The sequence below is a fragment of the Streptomyces sp. PL-25 genome (genome assembly GCF_058344915.1).
Genome location: NZ_CP136997.1, coordinates 4129596 through 4147588 on the forward strand (window position 1 = coordinate 4129596; position 17993 = coordinate 4147588).

General features: G+C 72.8%; 18 protein-coding genes and 1 pseudogene. 10 read left to right on the forward strand and 9 right to left on the reverse strand.

Annotated features, from left to right (window positions below; genetic code table 11):
• Nucleotides 1-80: 80 nt before the first annotated feature.
• A complete protein-coding gene (locus tag R4Z62_RS18690) occupies nucleotides 81-971 on the reverse strand; it encodes an aminoglycoside phosphotransferase family protein (RefSeq protein WP_064533814.1) in 891 nt (296 codons plus the stop codon).
• Nucleotides 972-981: 10 nt separating this feature from the next.
• Here R4Z62_RS18690 and R4Z62_RS18695 point away from each other — a divergent pair, with 10 nt between their 5' ends.
• A complete protein-coding gene (locus R4Z62_RS18695; RefSeq protein ID WP_355479368.1) occupies nucleotides 982-1647 on the forward strand; it encodes a rhomboid-like protein in 666 nt (221 codons plus the stop codon).
• Nucleotides 1648-1657: 10 nt separating this feature from the next.
• On the forward strand, nucleotides 1658-3091 hold the full coding sequence (locus R4Z62_RS18700) for an NAD(P)/FAD-dependent oxidoreductase (RefSeq protein WP_064533813.1): 1434 nt from the start codon (nucleotides 1658-1660) through the stop codon (nucleotides 3089-3091).
• Nucleotides 3092-3184: 93 nt separating this feature from the next.
• Here the strand turns inward: R4Z62_RS18700 and R4Z62_RS18705 are convergent.
• A pseudogene (locus R4Z62_RS18705) lies at nucleotides 3185-4719 on the reverse strand (MFS transporter).
• A 133-nt stretch (nucleotides 4720-4852) separates the two neighbouring features.
• On the opposite strand from R4Z62_RS18705, the gene R4Z62_RS18710 reads away from it, so the two are divergent.
• Nucleotides 4853-5593 (forward strand): pentapeptide repeat-containing protein, encoded by a 741-nt coding sequence (locus R4Z62_RS18710; RefSeq protein WP_491520390.1) that lies wholly within the window; start codon nucleotides 4853-4855, stop codon nucleotides 5591-5593.
• A 31-nt stretch (nucleotides 5594-5624) separates the two neighbouring features.
• Here the strand turns inward: R4Z62_RS18710 and R4Z62_RS18715 are convergent, their stop codons facing one another.
• The gene (locus tag R4Z62_RS18715) at nucleotides 5625-6125 is read right to left on the reverse strand and encodes a hypothetical protein (RefSeq protein WP_018567028.1); all 501 of its coding nucleotides are present in this window, start codon (nucleotides 6123-6125) and stop codon (nucleotides 5625-5627) included.
• 7 nt (nucleotides 6126-6132) lie between these two features.
• Here R4Z62_RS18715 and R4Z62_RS18720 point away from each other — a divergent pair, with 7 nt between their 5' ends.
• Both R4Z62_RS18720 and R4Z62_RS18725 read left to right on the forward strand, forming a co-directional pair.
• Nucleotides 6133-7581 carry a M1 family metallopeptidase gene (locus R4Z62_RS18720; protein ID WP_491521894.1) on the forward strand — a complete coding sequence of 483 codons (1449 nt, stop codon included), beginning with the start codon at nucleotides 6133-6135 and terminating at the stop codon, nucleotides 7579-7581.
• Nucleotides 7582-8121: 540 nt separating this feature from the next.
• Nucleotides 8122-8691: a phospholipase D-like domain-containing protein gene (locus R4Z62_RS18725; RefSeq protein WP_491520391.1), complete on the forward strand. Its 570-nt coding sequence runs from the start codon at nucleotides 8122-8124 to the stop codon at nucleotides 8689-8691.
• On the opposite strand, the gene R4Z62_RS18730 is transcribed toward R4Z62_RS18725, so the two are convergent.
• Complete coding sequence (locus tag R4Z62_RS18730; protein ID WP_491520392.1) at nucleotides 8675-9172, reverse strand: winged helix-turn-helix transcriptional regulator; 498 nt, start codon at nucleotides 9170-9172, stop codon at nucleotides 8675-8677. The two genes, R4Z62_RS18725 and R4Z62_RS18730, sit on opposite strands and share 17 nt — an antisense overlap.
• 104 nt (nucleotides 9173-9276) lie before the next feature.
• On the opposite strand from R4Z62_RS18730, the gene R4Z62_RS18735 reads away from it, so the two are divergent.
• Nucleotides 9277-9921 (forward strand): dihydrofolate reductase family protein, encoded by a 645-nt coding sequence (locus R4Z62_RS18735; protein WP_491520393.1) that lies wholly within the window; start codon nucleotides 9277-9279, stop codon nucleotides 9919-9921.
• A 61-nt stretch (nucleotides 9922-9982) separates the two neighbouring features.
• Nucleotides 9983-10720 carry a hypothetical protein gene (locus R4Z62_RS18740; protein ID WP_385499770.1) on the forward strand — a complete coding sequence of 246 codons (738 nt, stop codon included), beginning with the start codon at nucleotides 9983-9985 and terminating at the stop codon, nucleotides 10718-10720.
• On the opposite strand, the gene R4Z62_RS18745 is transcribed toward R4Z62_RS18740, so the two are convergent.
• Both R4Z62_RS18745 and R4Z62_RS18750 read right to left on the reverse strand, forming a co-directional pair.
• A complete protein-coding gene (locus R4Z62_RS18745; RefSeq protein ID WP_385499773.1) occupies nucleotides 10717-11262 on the reverse strand; it encodes a GNAT family N-acetyltransferase in 546 nt (181 codons plus the stop codon). The two genes, R4Z62_RS18740 and R4Z62_RS18745, sit on opposite strands and share 4 nt — an antisense overlap.
• A gap of 92 nt (nucleotides 11263-11354) precedes the next feature.
• Entirely contained in the window at nucleotides 11355-11930 is a 576-nt protein-coding gene (locus tag R4Z62_RS18750) for a TerD family protein (RefSeq protein ID WP_018567033.1), read from the reverse strand.
• Nucleotides 11931-12137: 207 nt separating this feature from the next.
• Here R4Z62_RS18750 and arfB point away from each other — a divergent pair, with 207 nt between their 5' ends.
• On the forward strand, nucleotides 12138-12566 hold the full coding sequence (arfB, locus tag R4Z62_RS18755; protein WP_355479355.1) for an alternative ribosome rescue aminoacyl-tRNA hydrolase ArfB: 429 nt from the start codon (nucleotides 12138-12140) through the stop codon (nucleotides 12564-12566).
• A 48-nt stretch (nucleotides 12567-12614) separates the two neighbouring features.
• Here arfB and R4Z62_RS18760 read toward each other — a convergent pair whose 3' ends face one another.
• On the reverse strand, nucleotides 12615-13130 hold the full coding sequence (locus R4Z62_RS18760) for a GNAT family N-acetyltransferase (protein WP_491520394.1): 516 nt from the start codon (nucleotides 13128-13130) through the stop codon (nucleotides 12615-12617).
• 156 nt (nucleotides 13131-13286) lie between these two features.
• Entirely contained in the window at nucleotides 13287-13871 is a 585-nt protein-coding gene (locus R4Z62_RS18765) for a flavin reductase family protein (protein ID WP_355479353.1), read from the reverse strand.
• A gap of 425 nt (nucleotides 13872-14296) precedes the next feature.
• Here R4Z62_RS18765 and cdgB point away from each other — a divergent pair, with 425 nt between their 5' ends.
• Nucleotides 14297-15967, forward strand: a complete 1671-nt coding sequence (gene cdgB / locus R4Z62_RS18770) for a diguanylate cyclase CdgB (protein WP_064533803.1) — start codon at nucleotides 14297-14299, stop codon at nucleotides 15965-15967.
• A gap of 118 nt (nucleotides 15968-16085) precedes the next feature.
• Nucleotides 16086-17051, forward strand: coding sequence for a CBM35 domain-containing protein (locus R4Z62_RS18775; protein ID WP_491520395.1), 966 nt, complete (start codon nucleotides 16086-16088; stop codon nucleotides 17049-17051).
• A gap of 3 nt (nucleotides 17052-17054) precedes the next feature.
• Here R4Z62_RS18775 and R4Z62_RS18780 read toward each other — a convergent pair whose 3' ends face one another.
• Nucleotides 17055-17984 (reverse strand): 1-phosphofructokinase family hexose kinase, encoded by a 930-nt coding sequence (locus R4Z62_RS18780; protein ID WP_491520396.1) that lies wholly within the window; start codon nucleotides 17982-17984, stop codon nucleotides 17055-17057.
• Nucleotides 17985-17993 lie beyond the last annotated feature (9 nt).

Consider the following 17993-nt stretch of genomic DNA (forward strand, 5'->3'; position numbering starts at 1 on the left):
TGCCGACGGCCGTCCGTCACCCGAGCGGGCCCGCCGGTCGGTGGCGGCCCACGCCGAGCCGTCCCCGCGTGGGACCGCCCTCACGCGCGCAGCGTGCGCCCGATCTCCAGTTGCACGGTCTCCAGCGGCCGGCCGTCCTCGATCTCCCACAGGCAGTTCTGGAGCACCCGCCCCAGCGTCCAGGCGCGCGCCCGCGCCCGGTCGAGGCCGAGCAGCGCGGTCAGCGCGTCGAAGCGCCACCGGGTCTCGGCGGGGTCGTAGCGGTCGCCGAGCGCGGGCATCAGGTCGAAGCCGGGGTCGCCGGCGAGCGGCTTGGGGTCGATGGCGAGCCAGGGAGCGCGGCCGGCGGCCAGGACGTTGTCGTAGTGCAGGTCCCAGTGCAGCAGCCGGTCGCCGGGCGAGCCGGCGACCTCGCGCACGGCCGCCGCGCAGTCGGCGAGCAGCCGCCGGTCGGCGGTGTCCGGCACCTGCTCCAGGGCCCGCGGCACCTGTTCCAGCATCGCCCGCGCCACGTCGCCCAGTCGCCGTACGCCCGCCGGAGCGGGCACGGAGGTGAGCCGGGCGAGGAGCGTGCCGATCACCTCGACGGCCGCACGGCTGTCCGGCAGGTCCGACAGCGTCCGGGACTCGTCCAGCCGTTCGAGGAGGAGGGTGCAGGTGGGCGCGTCGTGCGCCAGCAGCCGTACGGCCCCGTCGCCGTCCCAGGCGCGCAGCGCGTCCGGCTCGCCCGCGCTCTCCTCGTCCAGCGGCTGGAGCTTGAGCGCGGCGGGTGTGCCCCCGGCGCGTACCACCGGAAGGACCAGCGCGCACACCCCGTACATCGGCGGGCCGTCCAGGCGCAGGTCCCAGTGCGCGAGGAAGCGGGCCGCCCGCTCGGGCAGCCCGGCGACGAACGCCCGGCCCGCCGCCCCGTTGAACTTCTCCTGCGTAGCGGCCAGCTCGGCGGGCACCTCGATCACGGTGCCGACCATACTGGCCGGTGTGGACGGGGTCATCCGGTTTCGGCGCGGACTGCGGGCGGTGGTCGCGTATGTGCGCGCCGCCCCGGGGACGTACGTCTGGCTGGCGGTCCTGTTCGTCACCACCGTCGCGCTGCACCACATGTCGCCGTCGTTCGAGGCGGACTTCCTGCGGCAGCGGTCCACGAACATCCACGAGCTGTCGGACAACCCGGTACGGGTCCTGGTGGCCAGCGCCATGTGGATCCCGAGCGGGCGCTGGCTGCCGTACGCCGTGCTCTACACGGTCTTCCACGCGCAGGCCGAGCGGTGGACGGGCACCGTGCGCTGGCTGGCGGTGTGCGCGGCCGCGCACGTGCTGGCCACGCTGATCAGCGAGGGCGCGCTGCTGTGGGCGATCCGGCGCGGTGTGGCGCCCGCCTCCGCGGTCGACACCCTGGACGTGGGCGTCAGCTACGCGCTGGCCGGGGTGGTCGCCGTGCTGACCTACCGGATCCGCAGGCCGTGGCGGTATCCGTACGCCGCCGCCGTGCTCCTCTTCTTCGGCGTGCCGCTGCTGACCGGGCGCACCTTCACCGATCTCGGGCATTTCACCGCCGTACTGATCGGACTGGCCTGCCGGCCGCTGGCCACGGGCCCCGGAAAAACACGGAATCCGAAGGAGACACCGGCCGCCACCAGGCATTAGCGTCCCGGACATGAGCAGCTCGGCAAGCACGGCCGCGGGCGGCGGCAGGCACGGCGGCACCGTGAACGGCGGCATCTCCCACTGGTTCGCCGACGACGGCCTCCCGGCCGTGCGGGAGCCGCTGACCGGGGACGCGAGCGCCGACGTGGTGATCGTCGGCGGCGGCTACACGGGCCTGTGGACCGCGTACTACCTGAAGAAGGCCGCGCCCGCGCTGCGGATCACCGTCCTGGAGCAGAAGTTCTGCGGCTACGGCGCCTCTGGCCGCAACGGCGGCTGGCTCTACAACGGCGTCGCGGGCCGCGACCGGTACGCGCGCCTGCACGGCCGCGAGGCCGCCGTACGGCTCCAGCGGGCGATGAACGACACCGTGGACGAGGTGATCCGCGTCGCCGCCGAGGAGGGCATCGACGCGGACATCCACAAGGGCGGAGTCCTGGAGGTGGCCCGCACCCCCGCTCAGCTGGCCCGCCTGAAGGACTTCCACGCGCACGAGCTGTCCTACGGGGAGCAGGACCGCGAGCTGTACGGTGCCCGCGAGACCGCCGCGCGCATCCGGGTCGCGGACGCGGTCGGCTCCACCTGGACCCCGCACGGCGCCCGCCTGAACCCGGTCAAGCTGGTCAAGGGCCTGGCCGGGGCGGTGGCCGCGCTCGGTGTGACGATCCACGAGGCGACCCCGGTCACCGAGATCCGCCCCCGCCGCGCGCTCACCCCGTACGGCACCGTCAGCGCCCCCTACGTGCTGCGCTGCACCGAGGGCTTCACCGCCTCCCTCAAGGGGCAGCGGCGCACCTGGCTGCCGATGAACTCCTCGATGATCGCCACCGAGCCGCTGACCGGAGCGCAGTGGGAGGAGCTCGGCTGGGACGGCCGCGAGGCCCTCGGCGACATGGCGCACGCCTACATGTACGCGCAGCGCACCGCCGACGACCGGATCGCGCTCGGCGGACGCGGCGTCCCCTACCGTTTCGGCTCGCGCACCGACAACGACGGCAGCACCCGCCCGGAGACCGTCCGCGACCTGCGCGACATCCTCACCGGCTTCTTCCCCTCGCTGGCCGGGCTGCGCATCGCGCACGCCTGGTCCGGGGTGCTCGGCGTGCCGCGCGACTGGTGCGCCACCGTCACCCTGGACCCGTCCCGGGGCCTCGGCTGGGCCGGCGGCTATGTCGGCTCGGGCGTCGCCACCGCCAACCTCGCCGCCCGCACCCTGGCCGACCTGGTCCGCCTCGACTCCGGGCAGGCGGGCCCCACCGAGCTGACCGGGCTGCCCTGGACCGGCCACAAGGTCCGCAAGTGGGAACCGGAACCGCTGCGCTGGCTGGGCGTGCAGGGCATGTACGCCACCTACCGCACGGCCGACCGCCGGGAGGTGCTCACCCACAGCGCCCGCTCCTCCCGGCTGGCCCGGGTCGCGGACCGGGTGGCCGGACGGCACTGAGGCCCCCCCGTACGTCCCGTACGTACGTCCTGGACGCAGAAGGAGGGTCCCGGGTGCGAACTCGGGACCCTCTCTGCCCCTCGCGGGTCTCTTTCAGACCACCGACTCCGGCACCGCCTCCGGGGCCGGGGTGTGCTTGGGCGCGCGGGCCGTCACCATCAGGCCCGCGACCAGCCCGGCCAGCAGCATGACCGCCGCGGCCCACCAGATGGCGACGGTGTAGCCGTGCACGACACCCTCCGCTACCACTCTGCCCCGGTCGGCGGGGGAGCGCAGGTGGGCGGTGAGGTACGCGGTGCTGCTGGAGATGGCGACCGTGTTGAGCAGCGCGGTCCCGATGGAACCGCCCACCTGCTGCGCGGTGTTCACGGTCGCGGAGGTCACGCCCGAGTCCTTCGGGGCGACGCCCGCGGTGGCGGTGGCGAACACCGGCATGAAGGTCAGGCCCATGCCGAGCCCCAGGAGCAGCAGCGCGGGCAGCACCTCGGTGGGGTAGCGCGAGGTGACCGTCAGCCGGGTCAGCAGCAGCAGTCCGGCCGCTGCCAGCAGCATCCCGGGGACCATGAGGGCGCGCGGCGCCACGTGCTGGAGCAGCCGGGCCGAGATCTGCGTGGAACCGACGACGATCGCGGCGGTCAGCGGCAGGAAGGCGAGCCCGGTCCGCAGCGGCGAGTAGCCCAGGATCTCCTGGAGGTAGTACGTCATGAACAGGAACAGCCCGAACATGCCGATCACGGCCAGCAGCATGGTCAGCAGACAGCCGGCCCGGTTGCGCTCGCGCAGCACGTGCAGGGGCAGCAGCGGCACCGGCGCCCGGTTCTGCCACCACACGAACGCGGCGAGCATCACCACGCCGGCCGCGAACAGGCCGAGCACCAGCGGGTCCGTCCAGCCGCGCGGCTGGGCCTCGCTGAAGCCGTAGACGACGGCGACCAGACCGCGCAGCCCAGCACGGCGCCCGGCACATCGAGGCGTACGCCGGTGTGCGCGGGCCGGTCGCGCAGCAGGGCGAACGCGCCGAGCACCGCGACGGCGGCGATGGGCACGTTCACGTACAGGCACCAGCGCCAGTCCAGGTACTCGGTCAGCAGACCGCCGAGGATGAAGCCGATCGCCGAGCCGCTGCCCGCCAGCGCGCCGTAGATCCCGAACGCCTTCCCGCGCTCGCGCGGGTCGGTGAAGGTGGTGGTGAGCAGGGAGAGCGCGGCCGGGGCGAGCACGGCCGCGAAGGCGCCCTGGAGGGCCCGCGCGCCGAAGAGCATGCCCGAGGAGGTGGCCGCGCCGCCGAACGCGGAGGCGGCGGCGAAGCCGACGAGCCCGATGACGAAGGTGCGCTTGCGGCCCACCAGGTCCGAGATCCGCCCGCCCAGCAGGAGCAGCCCGCCGAAGGCGAGGGTGTAGGCGGTGATCACCCACTGGCGGTTGGCGTCCGACATGTGCAGGGCGCGCTGCGCGGAGGGGAGGGCGATGTTCACGATGGTCGCGTCCAGTACCACCATCAGCTGCGCCGTCGCGATCACCACCAGCGCCCACCAGCGGTGCGCGTCGGAGGGGCGGGCGTGCCGGGGCTGATGCCGCGGAGCGTGCCGGTGCAGAACGGAGGATTCACCTTTTCGGGTGATACTCATCCCGCCAGAAGAGCACGGATCGGGACATGTCGCATCTCCGGTCGCCGTACCGGGCGGGGCTGTCCGCCGGGGGAGCGGGGAGGGGCCGGGGGTTCGCCGGGGGGTTGTCAGTGGCGGGGTGCAGCATGGGGGCATGGCGAGGAGAGCGGGCGGCGGGGCGGGGAGTGGTGCGGGCGGCATGGGCGGTACGAGCGGTACGGGCGGTACGGGCGCCGGGCGGGCCGGGGTGAAGCCGCCGCGGCCGCCCGAGGTGCGGCTGCCCGCCCTGGAGGCGTACGCCGGTGCGGGGCTGGCGCCGGACGGGGACTACGACGGGCTGGAGTTCCGCGAGACGGACCTCGCCGGGCAGGACGGCGCGGGCGCCCGCTTCCTGGACTGCGCGCTGCGCGGCTGCGTCCTGGACGACACCTCGCTGCGCCACGCGCGGTTCCTCGACACGGTCCTCACCGGCGTACGGGGCGTCGGCACGAACCTCGCGGACGCGACCCTGCGCGATGTGGAGCTGACGGACGCCCGGCTCGGCGGGGCGCAGCTGCACGGCGCGGTCCTGGAGCGGGTGCGGATCCGCGGCGGCAAGATCGACTATCTCAACCTGCGCTCGGCCCGGCTGCGGGACGTGGTCTTCGAGGGCTGCGTCCTGGTCGAGCCGGACTTCGGGGGCGCCCGGCTGGAGCGGGTCGCGTTCGCGGACTGCGTCCTCAAGGGCGCCGATCTCGGCGGGGCGGTGCTCACCGACGTCGATCTGCGCGGAGCCGCCTCGCTGGAGATCGCCCGCGGGGTGGACCGGCTGGCGGGCGCGGTGATCAGTACGGGCCAGCTGCTGGACCTGGCGCCGGTGCTGGCGGCGGAGCTGGGGGTGCGGGTGGAGGACTGAGCGCGCCCCGGTGCGCGGGCGCGGGTGCGGTTCAGGGCAGGCGGGGGAAACGGGCCTGGAGGGTCCACAGGGCCGGGTTCTCCGCGAGGTCCTCGTGCAGGTCGCACAGGTCCGCGATCAGGTCGTGCAGGAAGTCCCGGGCCTCCCGGCGCAGCGCGCTGTGGGAGAAGGACAGCGGCGGCTCCTCGGCCGGCATCCAGTCGGCCTCGACGTCCACCCAGCCGAAGCGGCGCTCGAAGAGCATCCGGTCGGTGGACTCGGTGAAGTCCAGCTCCGCCCGCTGCGGGCGGGACGCGCGCGACCCGGCCGGGTCCCGGTCCACCTGCTCCACGATGTCGCACAGCGCCCAGGCGAAGTCCAGCACCGGCACCCAGCCCCACGCGGTGGCCAGCTCCCGGTCGGTCTCGGTGTCCGCCAGATAGACGTCCCCGCAGAACAGGTCGTGGCGCAGGGCGTGGACGTCCGCGCGCCGGTAGTCCGTCTGCGGCGGGTCGGGGAAACGGGTGGAGAGCGCGTAGCCGATGTCGAGCACGTTAGGGATGGTGTCACGGCAGCCGCATAAGATCGCACTCGTGTCCCGTACCGCACCGTTTGCCCGAGCCGTCGGCGCGTTACTGCTCTGCGCCCTCCCCCTGACCGCCTGCGACGGCGGTGTCCATGGCAAGCCGGGCGGCTCCGGCCTGCGCGACCCGTACTTCCCCAAGGCGGGCAACGGCGGGTACGACGTGTCCCACTACGGGCTCACGCTCGCCTACGACCCCGGCCCGCGCCGCCTCACCGGCACCGCGGTGATCACCGCCCGCGCCACCGAGGACCTGTCCGCCTTCGACCTCGACCTCAAGGGGATGGAGGTGCGGAGCGTGACGGTGGAGGGCCGGGACGCCCGGTTCAACCGGGCCGGGCAGGAACTGACGGTCCGGCCGCACGACGGGCTGGACAAGGGCGAGACGTTCAGCACCACGGTCCGCTACGCGGGCACCCCGCAGACCCTCACCGACCCCGACGGGTCCAAGGAGGGCTGGCTGCCCACGTCCGACGGCGCGCTGGCCCTCGGCCAGCCGGTCGGTTCCATGGCCTGGTTCCCCTCCAACAACCATCCCTCCGACAAGGCCACTTATGACATCGCCGTCAGCGTGCCGGCGAACGGGAAGCTGACGGCCGTCTCCAACGGCGAGCTGACGGGCACGACGACCGCCGGGGGCCGCACCACCTACCGCTGGCGCACCGGGGAGCCGATGGCCAGCTATCTCGCCACGGTCGCGATCGGCGACTTCGACGTGCGCCGCTCCACGCTGAAGAACGGCCTGCCGGTCTACACGGCCGTCGATCCGTCCCTGGCCAAGGCGAGCGACGCCGTGCTCGGGCAGCTCCCCGAGATCATGGACTGGGCGGAGTACAACTTCGGCCCGTACCCCTTCTCCTCCACCGGAGCGATCGTCGACCGGCTCCCGGACGGCACCTACGCCCTGGAGACCCAGAACCGGCCCACCTTCCCCGGCGCCCCCGACACCGCCACCCTCGTCCACGAACTGGCCCACCAGTGGTACGGCGACTCCGTCACCCCCAGGAGCTGGCGGGACATGTGGCTCAACGAGGGCTTCGCCACCTACGCGGAGTGGCTCTGGGACGAGGACCACGACGGCCCCAGCGCCCAGGAGACCTTCCAGGAGCTGTACGACGGCGCCAAGGACAGCGGTGTCGACAGCGACGAACTCTGGTCCTTCCCGCCGGCCCGCCCCTCCGGCGCCGCGCACATCTCCGACGAACCCGTCTACTCGCGCGGCGCCATGGTCCTGCACAAGATCCGCCAGACCGTCGGCGACGACACCTTCTACGACATCATCCAGGGCTGGGCCGCCACCCACCGCCACGGCACCGCCTCCACCGCCGACTTCACGGCCTACGTCGAGAAACAGTCCCCCGGCAAGGACTTCACCCCCATCTGGCACGACTGGCTGTACGGCGAGGGCAAACCGGCCCGTCCCTGATGTCCGGGGGCCCACACCGCCCCGGACATCACGGCACGGCAGGGACATCCGTTTCCGTGCCGACCAGGGCCCACACGGCCTTCCCGACCCCGCCCCGCTCTCGCACCCCCCACCGACCGCCGGTCAGCACGTCCACCAGAGCGAGTCCCCGGCCCTGCTCGTCCTCTACGGACGCCGCACATGGCACCGGCCGGGTGTCGCACGCGTCGTGCACCGCGTTCATCACCAGCTCCGACAGCACCAGTTCCGCGGCCTCACCCAGACTCTCCAGCCTCCAGCCCCAGCACTCCAGTTCGCGCCGCAGCGGCCGCCGGGCCGGCCCGGCCGAACGTGCCGTCCTCGACCACCACACTGCTTTGGCCGATACCGGAACGACTCCGTGCCGACCGGCCGTGCGCGTCGGCGTGACGGGCAAGACTGGGGAGAGCGGAGAGGTGGGTCTCTGACGGAGAGCTGATCCCGCACGCGAGAAATCGAGAAGACGCTTCACAGGCTCTGGGGGTTGACGCGGCGATGCTGTGGCCGAAGGCGGTTCGGAATGTGATCAGGCTGGGTGGCGAGCAGGAGATCATCGCGTCCTACCCGTACCGGTCGGCCTGCCCCAGGTCGGTCTGGGGGGACCTGATCAGGGACGCCGGCTCCGACATCCTCCTCAGCGGCTACACCAACTACTTCCTCTGGCTGGAGCAGCCCGACCTGGTCGAGACCCTCCGCCGCAAGGCCGGGGCAGGAGTCCGCGTCCGTGTTCTGCTCGGTGACCCCGACGGCGAGGTCACCCGGCAGCGCGAGGCCGTCGAGAACGTCGCCCTGACCGTCTCCACCCGTATCCGGATCACCCTCGAACACCTCGCCAAGCTCGGCCCGATCGATGGCCTCGAAGCCCGCTTCAGCGCCCCCCAGGACGCCATGAACCACGTCTCGCTCTCCGTCTTCCGCTTCGACGGCGACGCCCTGGTCACCCCCCACCTCGCCCAGCTCGTCGGCCACGACTCGCCCCTGCTCCACCTGCGCGGCATCCGGCCCGGCGACATGTTCTCCCGCTTCTCCGACCACGCCGAGGAACTCTGGGAGCGCGGCACCGACGCCTCCGCCGTCAGCGGGTCTCCGTGAGCGCCTGTTCGTAGGCCGTCCGGAGGAGTTCGGAGGCGCGTGGCTGGTGGGGGTCGGGGCGGGGGGTGCCCAGGTGGGTCTCGCGGAGTTCGTCCATGAGGTTCTGCCAGAGCTGCGGGCCGCCTTCCTCCAGGAGGCGGGCACGGACGGTGAGTTCGGGGGTGGTCGGGCGGTGCCGCATGCCCCAGGAGCCGAGCGCGGCCATGACGGGGACCGTCTGGATGCCCGCTTCCGTGAGGCTGTAGGTCGCCCGGTGTCCTCGTTCGGCCTGCTCGCGGGTGAGGAGTCCGCCGGCGACGAGGGCCTTGAGGCGGCTGCTGAGGATGTTCGACGCGATCCCCTCCTCGGAGTGGCTGAGCAGCTCGCGGAAGTGCCTGCGTCCGCCGAAGACCACGTCGCGCAGGACGATGAGGCTCCACCGGTCCCCGAGTGCCTCCACCGCCGCGTTGATCGCGCATCCGGACCGCGGTTCGTCCCGCATTCCCACCTCCAGTGATTGCACTCCGCCACCACCGAGTCTAGGCTCACTCGCGGCTGGTGATTGCATTTCGCAATCACATCGCTTCGAGGGCAGGAGTCCGTGCAATGTCCCGCGTGAGGGTCCACAACTTCTCCGTCTCCGTCGACGGATTCGCCACCGGTGAGGGACAGAGTCTCGACGCCCCGTTCGGCCACGCCGGCGCGCGGCTCCACGAGTGGTTCTTCCCGACCAGTACCTTCCGGCGGATGCAGGACAAGCCGGACGGGAGCCATGGAGTCGATGACGCCGTCGCCGGCACCTGGGACGCCGGCATCGGGGCGGAGATCATGGGCCGTAACAAGTTCGGCCCCCAGCGCGGGCCGTGGGAGGACGACGACTGGGTCGGCTGGTGGGGGCCCAACCCGCCCTTCCACACCCCGGTGTTCGTCCTGACCCACCACCCGCGCCCCTCGGTGGAGATGGAGGGCGGCACCACATTCCACTTCATCGACGCCACACCGCAGGAGGCGCTCCGTCAGGCGCGCGACGCCGCGGGCGGCCTGGACGTGCGGATCGGCGGCGGCCCGACCACGGTCCGCGAGTTCCTCGCCGAAGACCTCGTCGACCATCTGCACATCGCCGTCGTCCCGATCGTCCTGGGCCGGGGCGAGCGCCTGTGGGACGGACTCGAAGGGCTTGAGCAGCGCTTCCGGATCGAGTCCGTGACGACCCCCAGCGGCATCACCCACATGACCTTCACCCGGCCCTGACGCCCGGCCCCACGGGCGGCGATCGGTGTGGCCCCACAAGGCGTTGCCCCATAATGGGCGGGTGGGTCGGGAACAGGTGTACGACTGCTACGGGGACGTCGATCGTGTCCCCGCACTTCTGGAGCGGGTGGAACGCGACGACAGCGCCGAGGCGTGGGAGGAACTCGGGTACCGGCTGGTCCTCGAACACGACCTGGTCTTCCCCGCCGGGTTCGCCGTCTTCCCGCACCTGGTGCGGCTCGCCCCGGAAAGTGCGCGGGCACGCGGACTGGCCGGGAGGATCCTGCGGCGCGCGGCAGGCCACCACGGCTGCGACGATCTGCTGGCGGACTGCGCCGACGCGATCACGGAGTTCCGTACGCTGCTGGACCGGCAGCTGCGAGCGCGGCCGGACGACTACCTCGCGGTCTTCCTCGATCTGCTGGCGGCCAGGGAGCAGTACCACTGGAGTGCCGTCCTGGGGGATTTCACGGACGACTTCTTCCACCTGGCCTGCCCGCACTGCGCCACGGAGGTGACGATCGCCATCGGGGACCACGGGCGCTATTCGGCGGTCCGGGACTGGCACCTGGGTGACGTGGACCAGCGCGACCTGCGGCCGGCATCGCCGGGCGACCTCTGCGGTACCGGCCGGTGGATGTACGAGACGGCCGTCCGCGACGGTCAGGAGGCACTCGCGGACGGGCTCGCCCATCTCTGGGGCAGAGGCGAATGCCCACGCTGTGCAAGCGTGTTCGGCATCGCGGACGAGTACACGTCCGCGAACCGCCCCGTCCTCCTCCAGGCCGTCCGCCCCTAGCCCGCGGCCGCGGCCCGGTCCGAGCCGATGCCCAGTTCCTTGCGCAGGACCGTGCACGGGCGGTTGCCCTCGCGGTCGCGGCGGTGGGCGAGGGGGCGGTAGCCGAGGGCGGTCCAGAAGGCGAGGGCCGGGCGGTTGCCGTCCAGGACGGCGAGGCGTACGGCGGGGCGGCCTGCCGCGCGGAAGCGGTCCTCGACGAGGGAGGCCAGGCGGCGGCCGTGGCCCCGGCGGCGGGCCGCCGCGTCCACCATCAGCAGACCGATCCACGGGTCGGGGTCGGCCGGGTCGGGGTGGTGGTCCAGGGTGATCGCGACGCCGACCAGGGCGCCCTCGCTGCGGGCCAGCAGCACCTGTGCGCCGGGATGGGCCAGCTCGTCGGCGAGCGCGGCGGCGACCTGCTCCGGGCGGACGTCGTCCGGGTCGGGGAAGTCGCCGCTCAGGGCGTGGAAGTCGCGCTGGGAGGCGTAGAGCGCGGTGAGTTCGGTCAGCAGCTCGCCCGGCAGGGCGCGGTCGGGGGAGAGCACGAGAGGTTCGATGATCACAGGGGGAACCTACGCGCGGGCGGCGCCGTGAGCGCGCCGGAGCCCGGACCCGCCGTCGCGGATCCGGGCTCCGGGCCTGGCGTGGCGGCGCGTCAGACGCTCACGCCGAAGTCCTGCGCGATGCCCACGAGGCCCGAGGCGTAGCCCTGGCCGACGGCGCGGAACTTCCACTCCGCGCCGTTGCGGTACAGCTCGCCGAAGACCATGGCGGTCTCGGTGGCGGCGTCCTCCGACAGGTCGTAGCGGGCGATCTCGGCGCCGCCGGCCTGGTTGATGATGCGGATGTACGCGTTGCGCACCTGGCCGAAGTTCTGCCCGCGGTTCTCGGCGTCGTAGATGGAGACCGGGAAGACGATCTTGTCGATGTCGGCCGGGAGGCCGGCCAGGTTGACGTTGATCGCCTCGTCGTCGCCCTCGCCCTCGCCGGTGCGGTTGTCACCGGTGTGGACGATGGTGTTGTCCGGGGTCTGCTTGTTGTTGAAGAAGACGAAGTGGCCGTCGGAGTAGACCTTGCCCTGGGTGTTGACCGCGATCGCGGAGGCGTCGAGGTCGAAGTCCGTGCCGGTGGTGGTGCGGACGTCCCAGCCGAGGCCCACGGTGACGGCGGTCAGGCCCGGAGCTTCCTTGGTGAGCGAGACATTGCCGCCCTTGGAGAGGCTTACAGCCATTGTTGGGAGTCCCTTCCCTCGTTGCGTGTGCGGACGAAGCTACCGCCACCCCTAGGAACGCCGAGAGGGTCCCCATGGTTCCTGACGCCTTTACCTTTTTTACCAAGGTGGGTTCGAACGCCCGGTCAGCCCGGACAGCCCCGACCGGTACCTCCGGTACCGAAATTCCGGTGACGTGACCCGGACACGCGAGGGACCATGGAGGACATGTCCGGTCCCCATGTCATCCGCGGCTCCGTCGTGCTCCCCGAGGCCGAGCTGGTCTGGCGCTTCTCGCGGTCCTCGGGGCCCGGCGGCCAGCACGTCAACACCTCCGACAGCCAGGTGGAGCTGCGCTTCGACCTGGCGAACACCGAGGCGCTGCCCGAGGTGTGGAAGGAGCGCGCCCTGCACCGGCTGGCCGGCCGGCTCGTCGACGGCGTCGTCACCGTCCGCGCCTCCGAGCACCGCTCCCAGTGGCGCAACCGCGAGACCGCCGCCGTACGCCTCGCCGCGCTCCTCGCCGAGGCGACCGCGCCCCCGCCCAAGCCCCGCAGGCCCACCCGCATCCCCCGCGGGATCAACGAGCGGCGGCTGCGCGAGAAGAAGCAGCGCTCGGAGACGAAGCGGGGCCGCACGGGTCGTGACTGGAGGTAGGCGGCAGGCACAGCGGTCGCTGTCGCGGTCATGTGCCCGCGGGCGCGCTCACGTCCCGGCCGGGACCGCCTCCAGGCCGAGCACGCCCACCGTCTGGCCCCCGCTCGTCTCCCCGTTCGTACGGAAGCCGAGCCCGAGGTAGAAGCGCTCCGGGCCGTCCGGACCGGGGTGCCAGGACACGTACATCTCCCTCTCGCCCCGGCGGCGGATCTCCGCCGCTACGGCGCCGACGGCGAACCGGCCGTAGCCGCGGCCCTGCTCGCCGGCCGCGATGTTCAGCCGCCACAGCCCCGAGCGCAGTTCGCTGCCGTCCTGGTGCCAGTCGATGCCGAGGAAGGCCATCAGGAAGCCCACGGGACGCCCGTCGTCGACGATCAGGCGCGGCCAGGCGACGCCCGGCCACGCGTACGCCTCGGCCAGGGACTTCACGACCGGCGCGACCGCGTGCTCCTGGTCGGGGCGGACCCGGATGCCGAGGGCGGCGTCCAGGTTCGCCGGGGTGATCTCTTCGAGGCGGGGCGCTGAGCCGGTGCCGGGACCGGGGCCGGGGCCGGGGGTCGTCATGCGCGCACCGTAGGCGGCGCGTCCGCCGCCCGGCCACCGGATTACGGCCGGCCCGAGGCCCGAGGCCCGAGGCCCGAGGCCCGAGGCCCGAGGGACAGGGGTGAGACCCAGGGGCCGGGGGAGGAGGGCGGTTGCTGCCGCCCCCGGAGGCCCCGCTCAGCCCAGCTGCCGGTACCGCCCCCGGAAGTACAGCAGCGGGCCGTCGTCGGCGCCCGGGAGGCGGGCCGTCAGGACGCGGCCGACGACCAGGGTGTGGTCGCCCGCCGGGACCCGCTGCTCGGTGCGCAGCTCCAGGGTGGCCAGCGCGTCGTCCACCAGCGGGGCGCCGGACACCTCGCCGCGCGTGTGGGGGACGTCCGCGAAGAGCAGACGGTCGCTGATGCGGCCCTTCATCGCGAAGCGGCCGGCGATGTGCCGCTGGTTCCCGGTCAGGACGGACACCGCCCACAGCGGCTGTTCCGCGAGCAGGTCGTCCATGCGGGAGCCGGTGCGCAGGCTGACCAGGGCCAGCGGCGGGTCCAGGGACACCGAGAGGAACGCCGTCGCGGTCATGCCCACGTCCTCGCCGACCGGCGCCAGCGGGTCCTCCGCGTCGAGCGGCGGCTCCTGCGCGGTCACCAGGACCACGCCCGCGGCCAGCCGGGACATCGCGGCACGGAACTCGTCGTCGGTCACCCCCTCAGCATGCCCGGGAAAGGCCGGGGCGAGGGCGGAGGACGGGGCGGAGGAAGTGTTCAGCACACAACAACGCTAATGACCGGCCCGCGCCGCCCGCATCGGGCCATGGCCCGAGCCCGGACCTAGGTCCACGGACCCAGCGGGCAGCCGTCGAACCCCACAGCCGTCGAACCCCCGCAACCGTCGCCACCCCCGCAACCGTCGAACCCCCGCGAAAACATCGGAACCAGCGATTCCGACCCGTTCGGCGGCCGTCTCGTGCATCATGTCCGCACACGAGAGAGTTTGCGTTCCGTCAACGCTTGGGAAAAAGCAGAAACTCTACCCAATTGTTCACGTTCGCCTGTGACTTGAGTCACAAGCAGCGTGAATTGTTGACCCTGTGTACCGAGTGGGCTTCACGCTGTGATTCAGTGGCGTAGACCGCACGCACGATACGCCGAAGAAGACCCTTTGATTCACTGCGAGGTCTCGGGGGGAGGGCGAGCATGGAGACCGAGTCGGAGCCGTACGTCCGCCTTGCGACCCTGCGGCAGCTGCACCAGGTCATGGCGGACATGAACACCGCGCGCAGCCTGGCCGACACGCTCCAGACCGTGGCCGACGGCGTCGTGACCGGCCTCGGATACGAACTGGCGTGCGTCAACCTCGTACGCCCCGACGGCGACCTCGTCGTCGCCGCCTTCTCCGGGAACCCCGCCGCCGAGGCCCTGATCACCGGCCGGGTCGGCTCCCGCGCCTCCTGGGAGCGCCGGCTGACCATGGGCGAGTCCTGGGGCGACCTGGTCTTCATCCCGCACACCGAGGGCTGGGTCCTCGACGACGACGACGTCCCGCAGTGGTACACCGACGGGCCCGCTCCCCGCTTCGAGGACGAGTGGCACCCCTCCGACCGGCTCTTCGCCCCGATGTACTCGCCCGGCGCGCCCGGCGGCTCCCCGGGCGAGCTGCTCGGCGTGCTCTCCGTGGACCGCCCGCGCAACGGCCGCCGCCCCGGCGCCTGGGGCCGCGAGGCGCTCCAGGTGTACGCGTTCCAGGCGGCCATCGCGATCAGCAACGCCCGGCTGCGCGCGAACATGCAGCGCGCCCTGGTGCGCCTGGAGCGTGAGCAGCAGGCCCTGCGCGCCAGCGAGGAGAGCTTCCGGCAGGCCTTCGAGTACGCGCCCTCCGGCATGGCCATCGCCGAGATGGGCGGCGACCAGCACGGCCGGATCCTGCGCACCAACGACGCCCTGTGCCGGCTGCTGGGCCGCCCCGCCTCCGCGATGCGCCGCTACTCCTTCTCCGACCTCGTCCACCCCGAGGACATAGGCACCCTGCTGCGCACCTCCGCCGAGGGCGGCCGGGCCGAGCTGCGCCTGGGCCGCCGCGACGGCAGCTACGTCTGGGTCTCTTTGCGCAACTCGGTGGTCGCCGACGCCGCCGACGGGCCCCGCTTCCTGCTCACCCACGTCGAGGACATCGAGGAGCGCAAGCGCCGCGAGCTGCACCTCGCCCACCGCGCCTCCCACGACTCCCTGACCGGCCTGCCCAACAGCGCCGAGCTGCGCTCCCGGCTCGCCGCCCGCCTGTGCCGGCGCCCGCAGTCGGCGCACGCCGAGGAACTCGCCTCGCTCGACGCGGCCTACGGCCACCCGGTCCACCCGGCGGGCGACGGCGGCCATGACCACGGCTTCGACTTCGACTCCGGTCCACAGCCCTACGACGGCTACGACCACCATGTGCACACCATCGCCCCCGAGGGCGACCGGGACGACGGCACCAAGGGGCTCGCGGTCCTCTTCTGCGACCTGGACGGCTTCAAGTCGATCAACGACCGCTTCGGGCACAACGCGGGCGACGCCGTCCTCATCGAGGTGGCCCGGCGGCTGTCGGGCGGCGTCCGCGACGGTGACACGGTGGCCCGGCTCGGCGGCGACGAGTTCGTGATCCTCGCCGACGGCCTCGGCCGCGCCGACGCCCAGGACCTCGCCGTACGGCTGCGCAACGAGATCATCCAGCCCATCCGCGCCGAGGGCCGGGCCGTCCGGGTCGGCGCCAGCTTCGGCATCGGCTGGGCCCATTGCGGGATGACGGCGGACGAAGTGCTGAAGTCCGCCGACGAGCGGATGTACGTCGAGAAACGATCTCGTCCCAAACAACATCGCCGCGCCGGTTGATCCGCAGGTCAGCGCGTTGATGCGGGGTGAGTCACCCGTTCGGTCCCACGGGAGCGGGTAGGCTCGCCATCCTCACGACGTACCGCATCCGACCCGCACCTGTTGAGGAGACCTAGGGATGACGCCCGGCGACAACGGCCCGAGCACGCCCGAGGACGACGACCCGTTCGGCTACCTGTACGCCGACGGTCAGGCCAACGGAGCCCAGCCGCCCTCCGGCGGTTACGGCTACCCGGGCTCGGTCAACCGGGTCCGCGCCGTCGGCCAGCGTCAGTACGGCCAGCAGCCCCAGCAGACGCAGCAGGCCCCCACGGCGGCCTACGGCCAGGCTCCTCAGCAGCAGGGCGCGTACGGCCGGCCGAGTGCGCACTACGCGGCCCCGGAGACCCTGCCCGGCGGCCAGCAGCCGCCCCGGCAGCCGGTCCAGGGCGGCCCCGGCGGCGGTGGCCGGCGCGGGCCCAACACCAAGGGACTGCTGATCGGTGCCGTCGTGGTGGTCGCCGCCGTGGTCATAGGCATCACCTTCGCCATGCTCAACGACAAGGACGACACCAAGGACGGCGCCACGGGCGGCACCACGGCCCCGCCGTCCACCCAGAGCGCCCCGCCCAGCCCCTCGTCGAACAGCACCGTGGCCCCCGACGGCGAACTCCCCAAGATCGACGCGAAGGCCCTGCTCCTGGGCGGCGGCGCGTCCACCGCCTCGGACATCAAGGGTGCCCAGGCGGACGGCGGTGTCTACGTCACCAACTTCAACAAGGTCGGCGCCTCGGTCACCTGGACCGTCAACGGCATCCCGGACAGCGGCAGGTACAGCGTCTACGTGGGCTACAGCGTCCCCGGCAAGGACGGCAAGGCCACCCTCACGGTCAACGGCACCCCCTCCACCACCGCCGTCAAGCTGAAGAACTGGGCGAACGCCCCCGAGGGCGACTACGAGAAGGGCTGGACCAAGACCTACAACTGGATCCAGCTCAACAAGGGCACCAACACCCTCAAGATCTCCTGCGAGCAGGGCGACCAGTGCGATGCCGCCCTCGACCAGCTCTGGCTGGTCAAGGGCTGGGTCGACTACAAGGGCTGACCCTCAGGCCGCGCCGCCCTCGCCGCTGACCTCCACCTGCTCCAGCAGCTCCCGGTAGGCGGCCCGGTCGAAGTCGCCCGCCGTGGGGGACAGGACCGTCGCGGCGGAGAGGGCGACCGCGCGGGCGAGGCGGTCCGGCCAGGGGAGGTTCTCCACCAGGCCGGAGAGCAGGCCGGCGACGGCCGAGTCGCCCGCGCCGGTCGGGTTGCCGTGCACACGGGCGGGCGGGGCGGCCCGCCACATGCCGTCCGGGGTGCGGGCGAGCAGGCCCTCGGCGCCCAGGGAGGCGATGACCGTGCGGGCGCCGCGCCTGCGGGCGTCCTGGGTGGCCCGCTGCGGCTCGTGGGAACCGGTCAGCTCGGCCAGTTCGTCGGCGTTGGGCTTGATGATGTCGGGGCGGGCGGCCAGTCCGCGCCGCAGCGCCTCGCCGCTGGTGTCCAGCAGCACCGGCACGTCCGCCGCGCGGGCCGCGCGCACCAGGACGGCGTAGGCGCCCACCGGCAGTCCGGGCGGCAGGCTGCCGCACAGCGCCACCGCCGCCACGCCGGACAGCATGTCCTCGTAGGCGTCCTGGAAGGCCGCCCACTCGGCGGCGGTGACCAGCGGGCCCGGCTCGTTGAGCTGGGTGGTGTCGCCGGTCTGCTCGTCCACCACCGCGACGGTGCGCCGGGTCGCGCCGGCCACCGGGACCAGCGCGTCCGTCACACCGGGCTCGTCCGCGAGCCGGGTGCGCACCTCGTCGCCGGTGGCGCCGCCCGAGAAGCCGGTGACGGTCACCCGGTGGCCGAGGGCCGCCAGGACGCGGGCCACGTTGATGCCCTTGCCGCCGGGCCGCTCGGTCACCTCCGACACCCGGTGCGAGCCATGGGGCCGCAGGGACGGCACCCGGTAGGTGATGTCGAGAGCGGTGTTCAGCGTGACCGTGAGGATCACGTGGTCCGG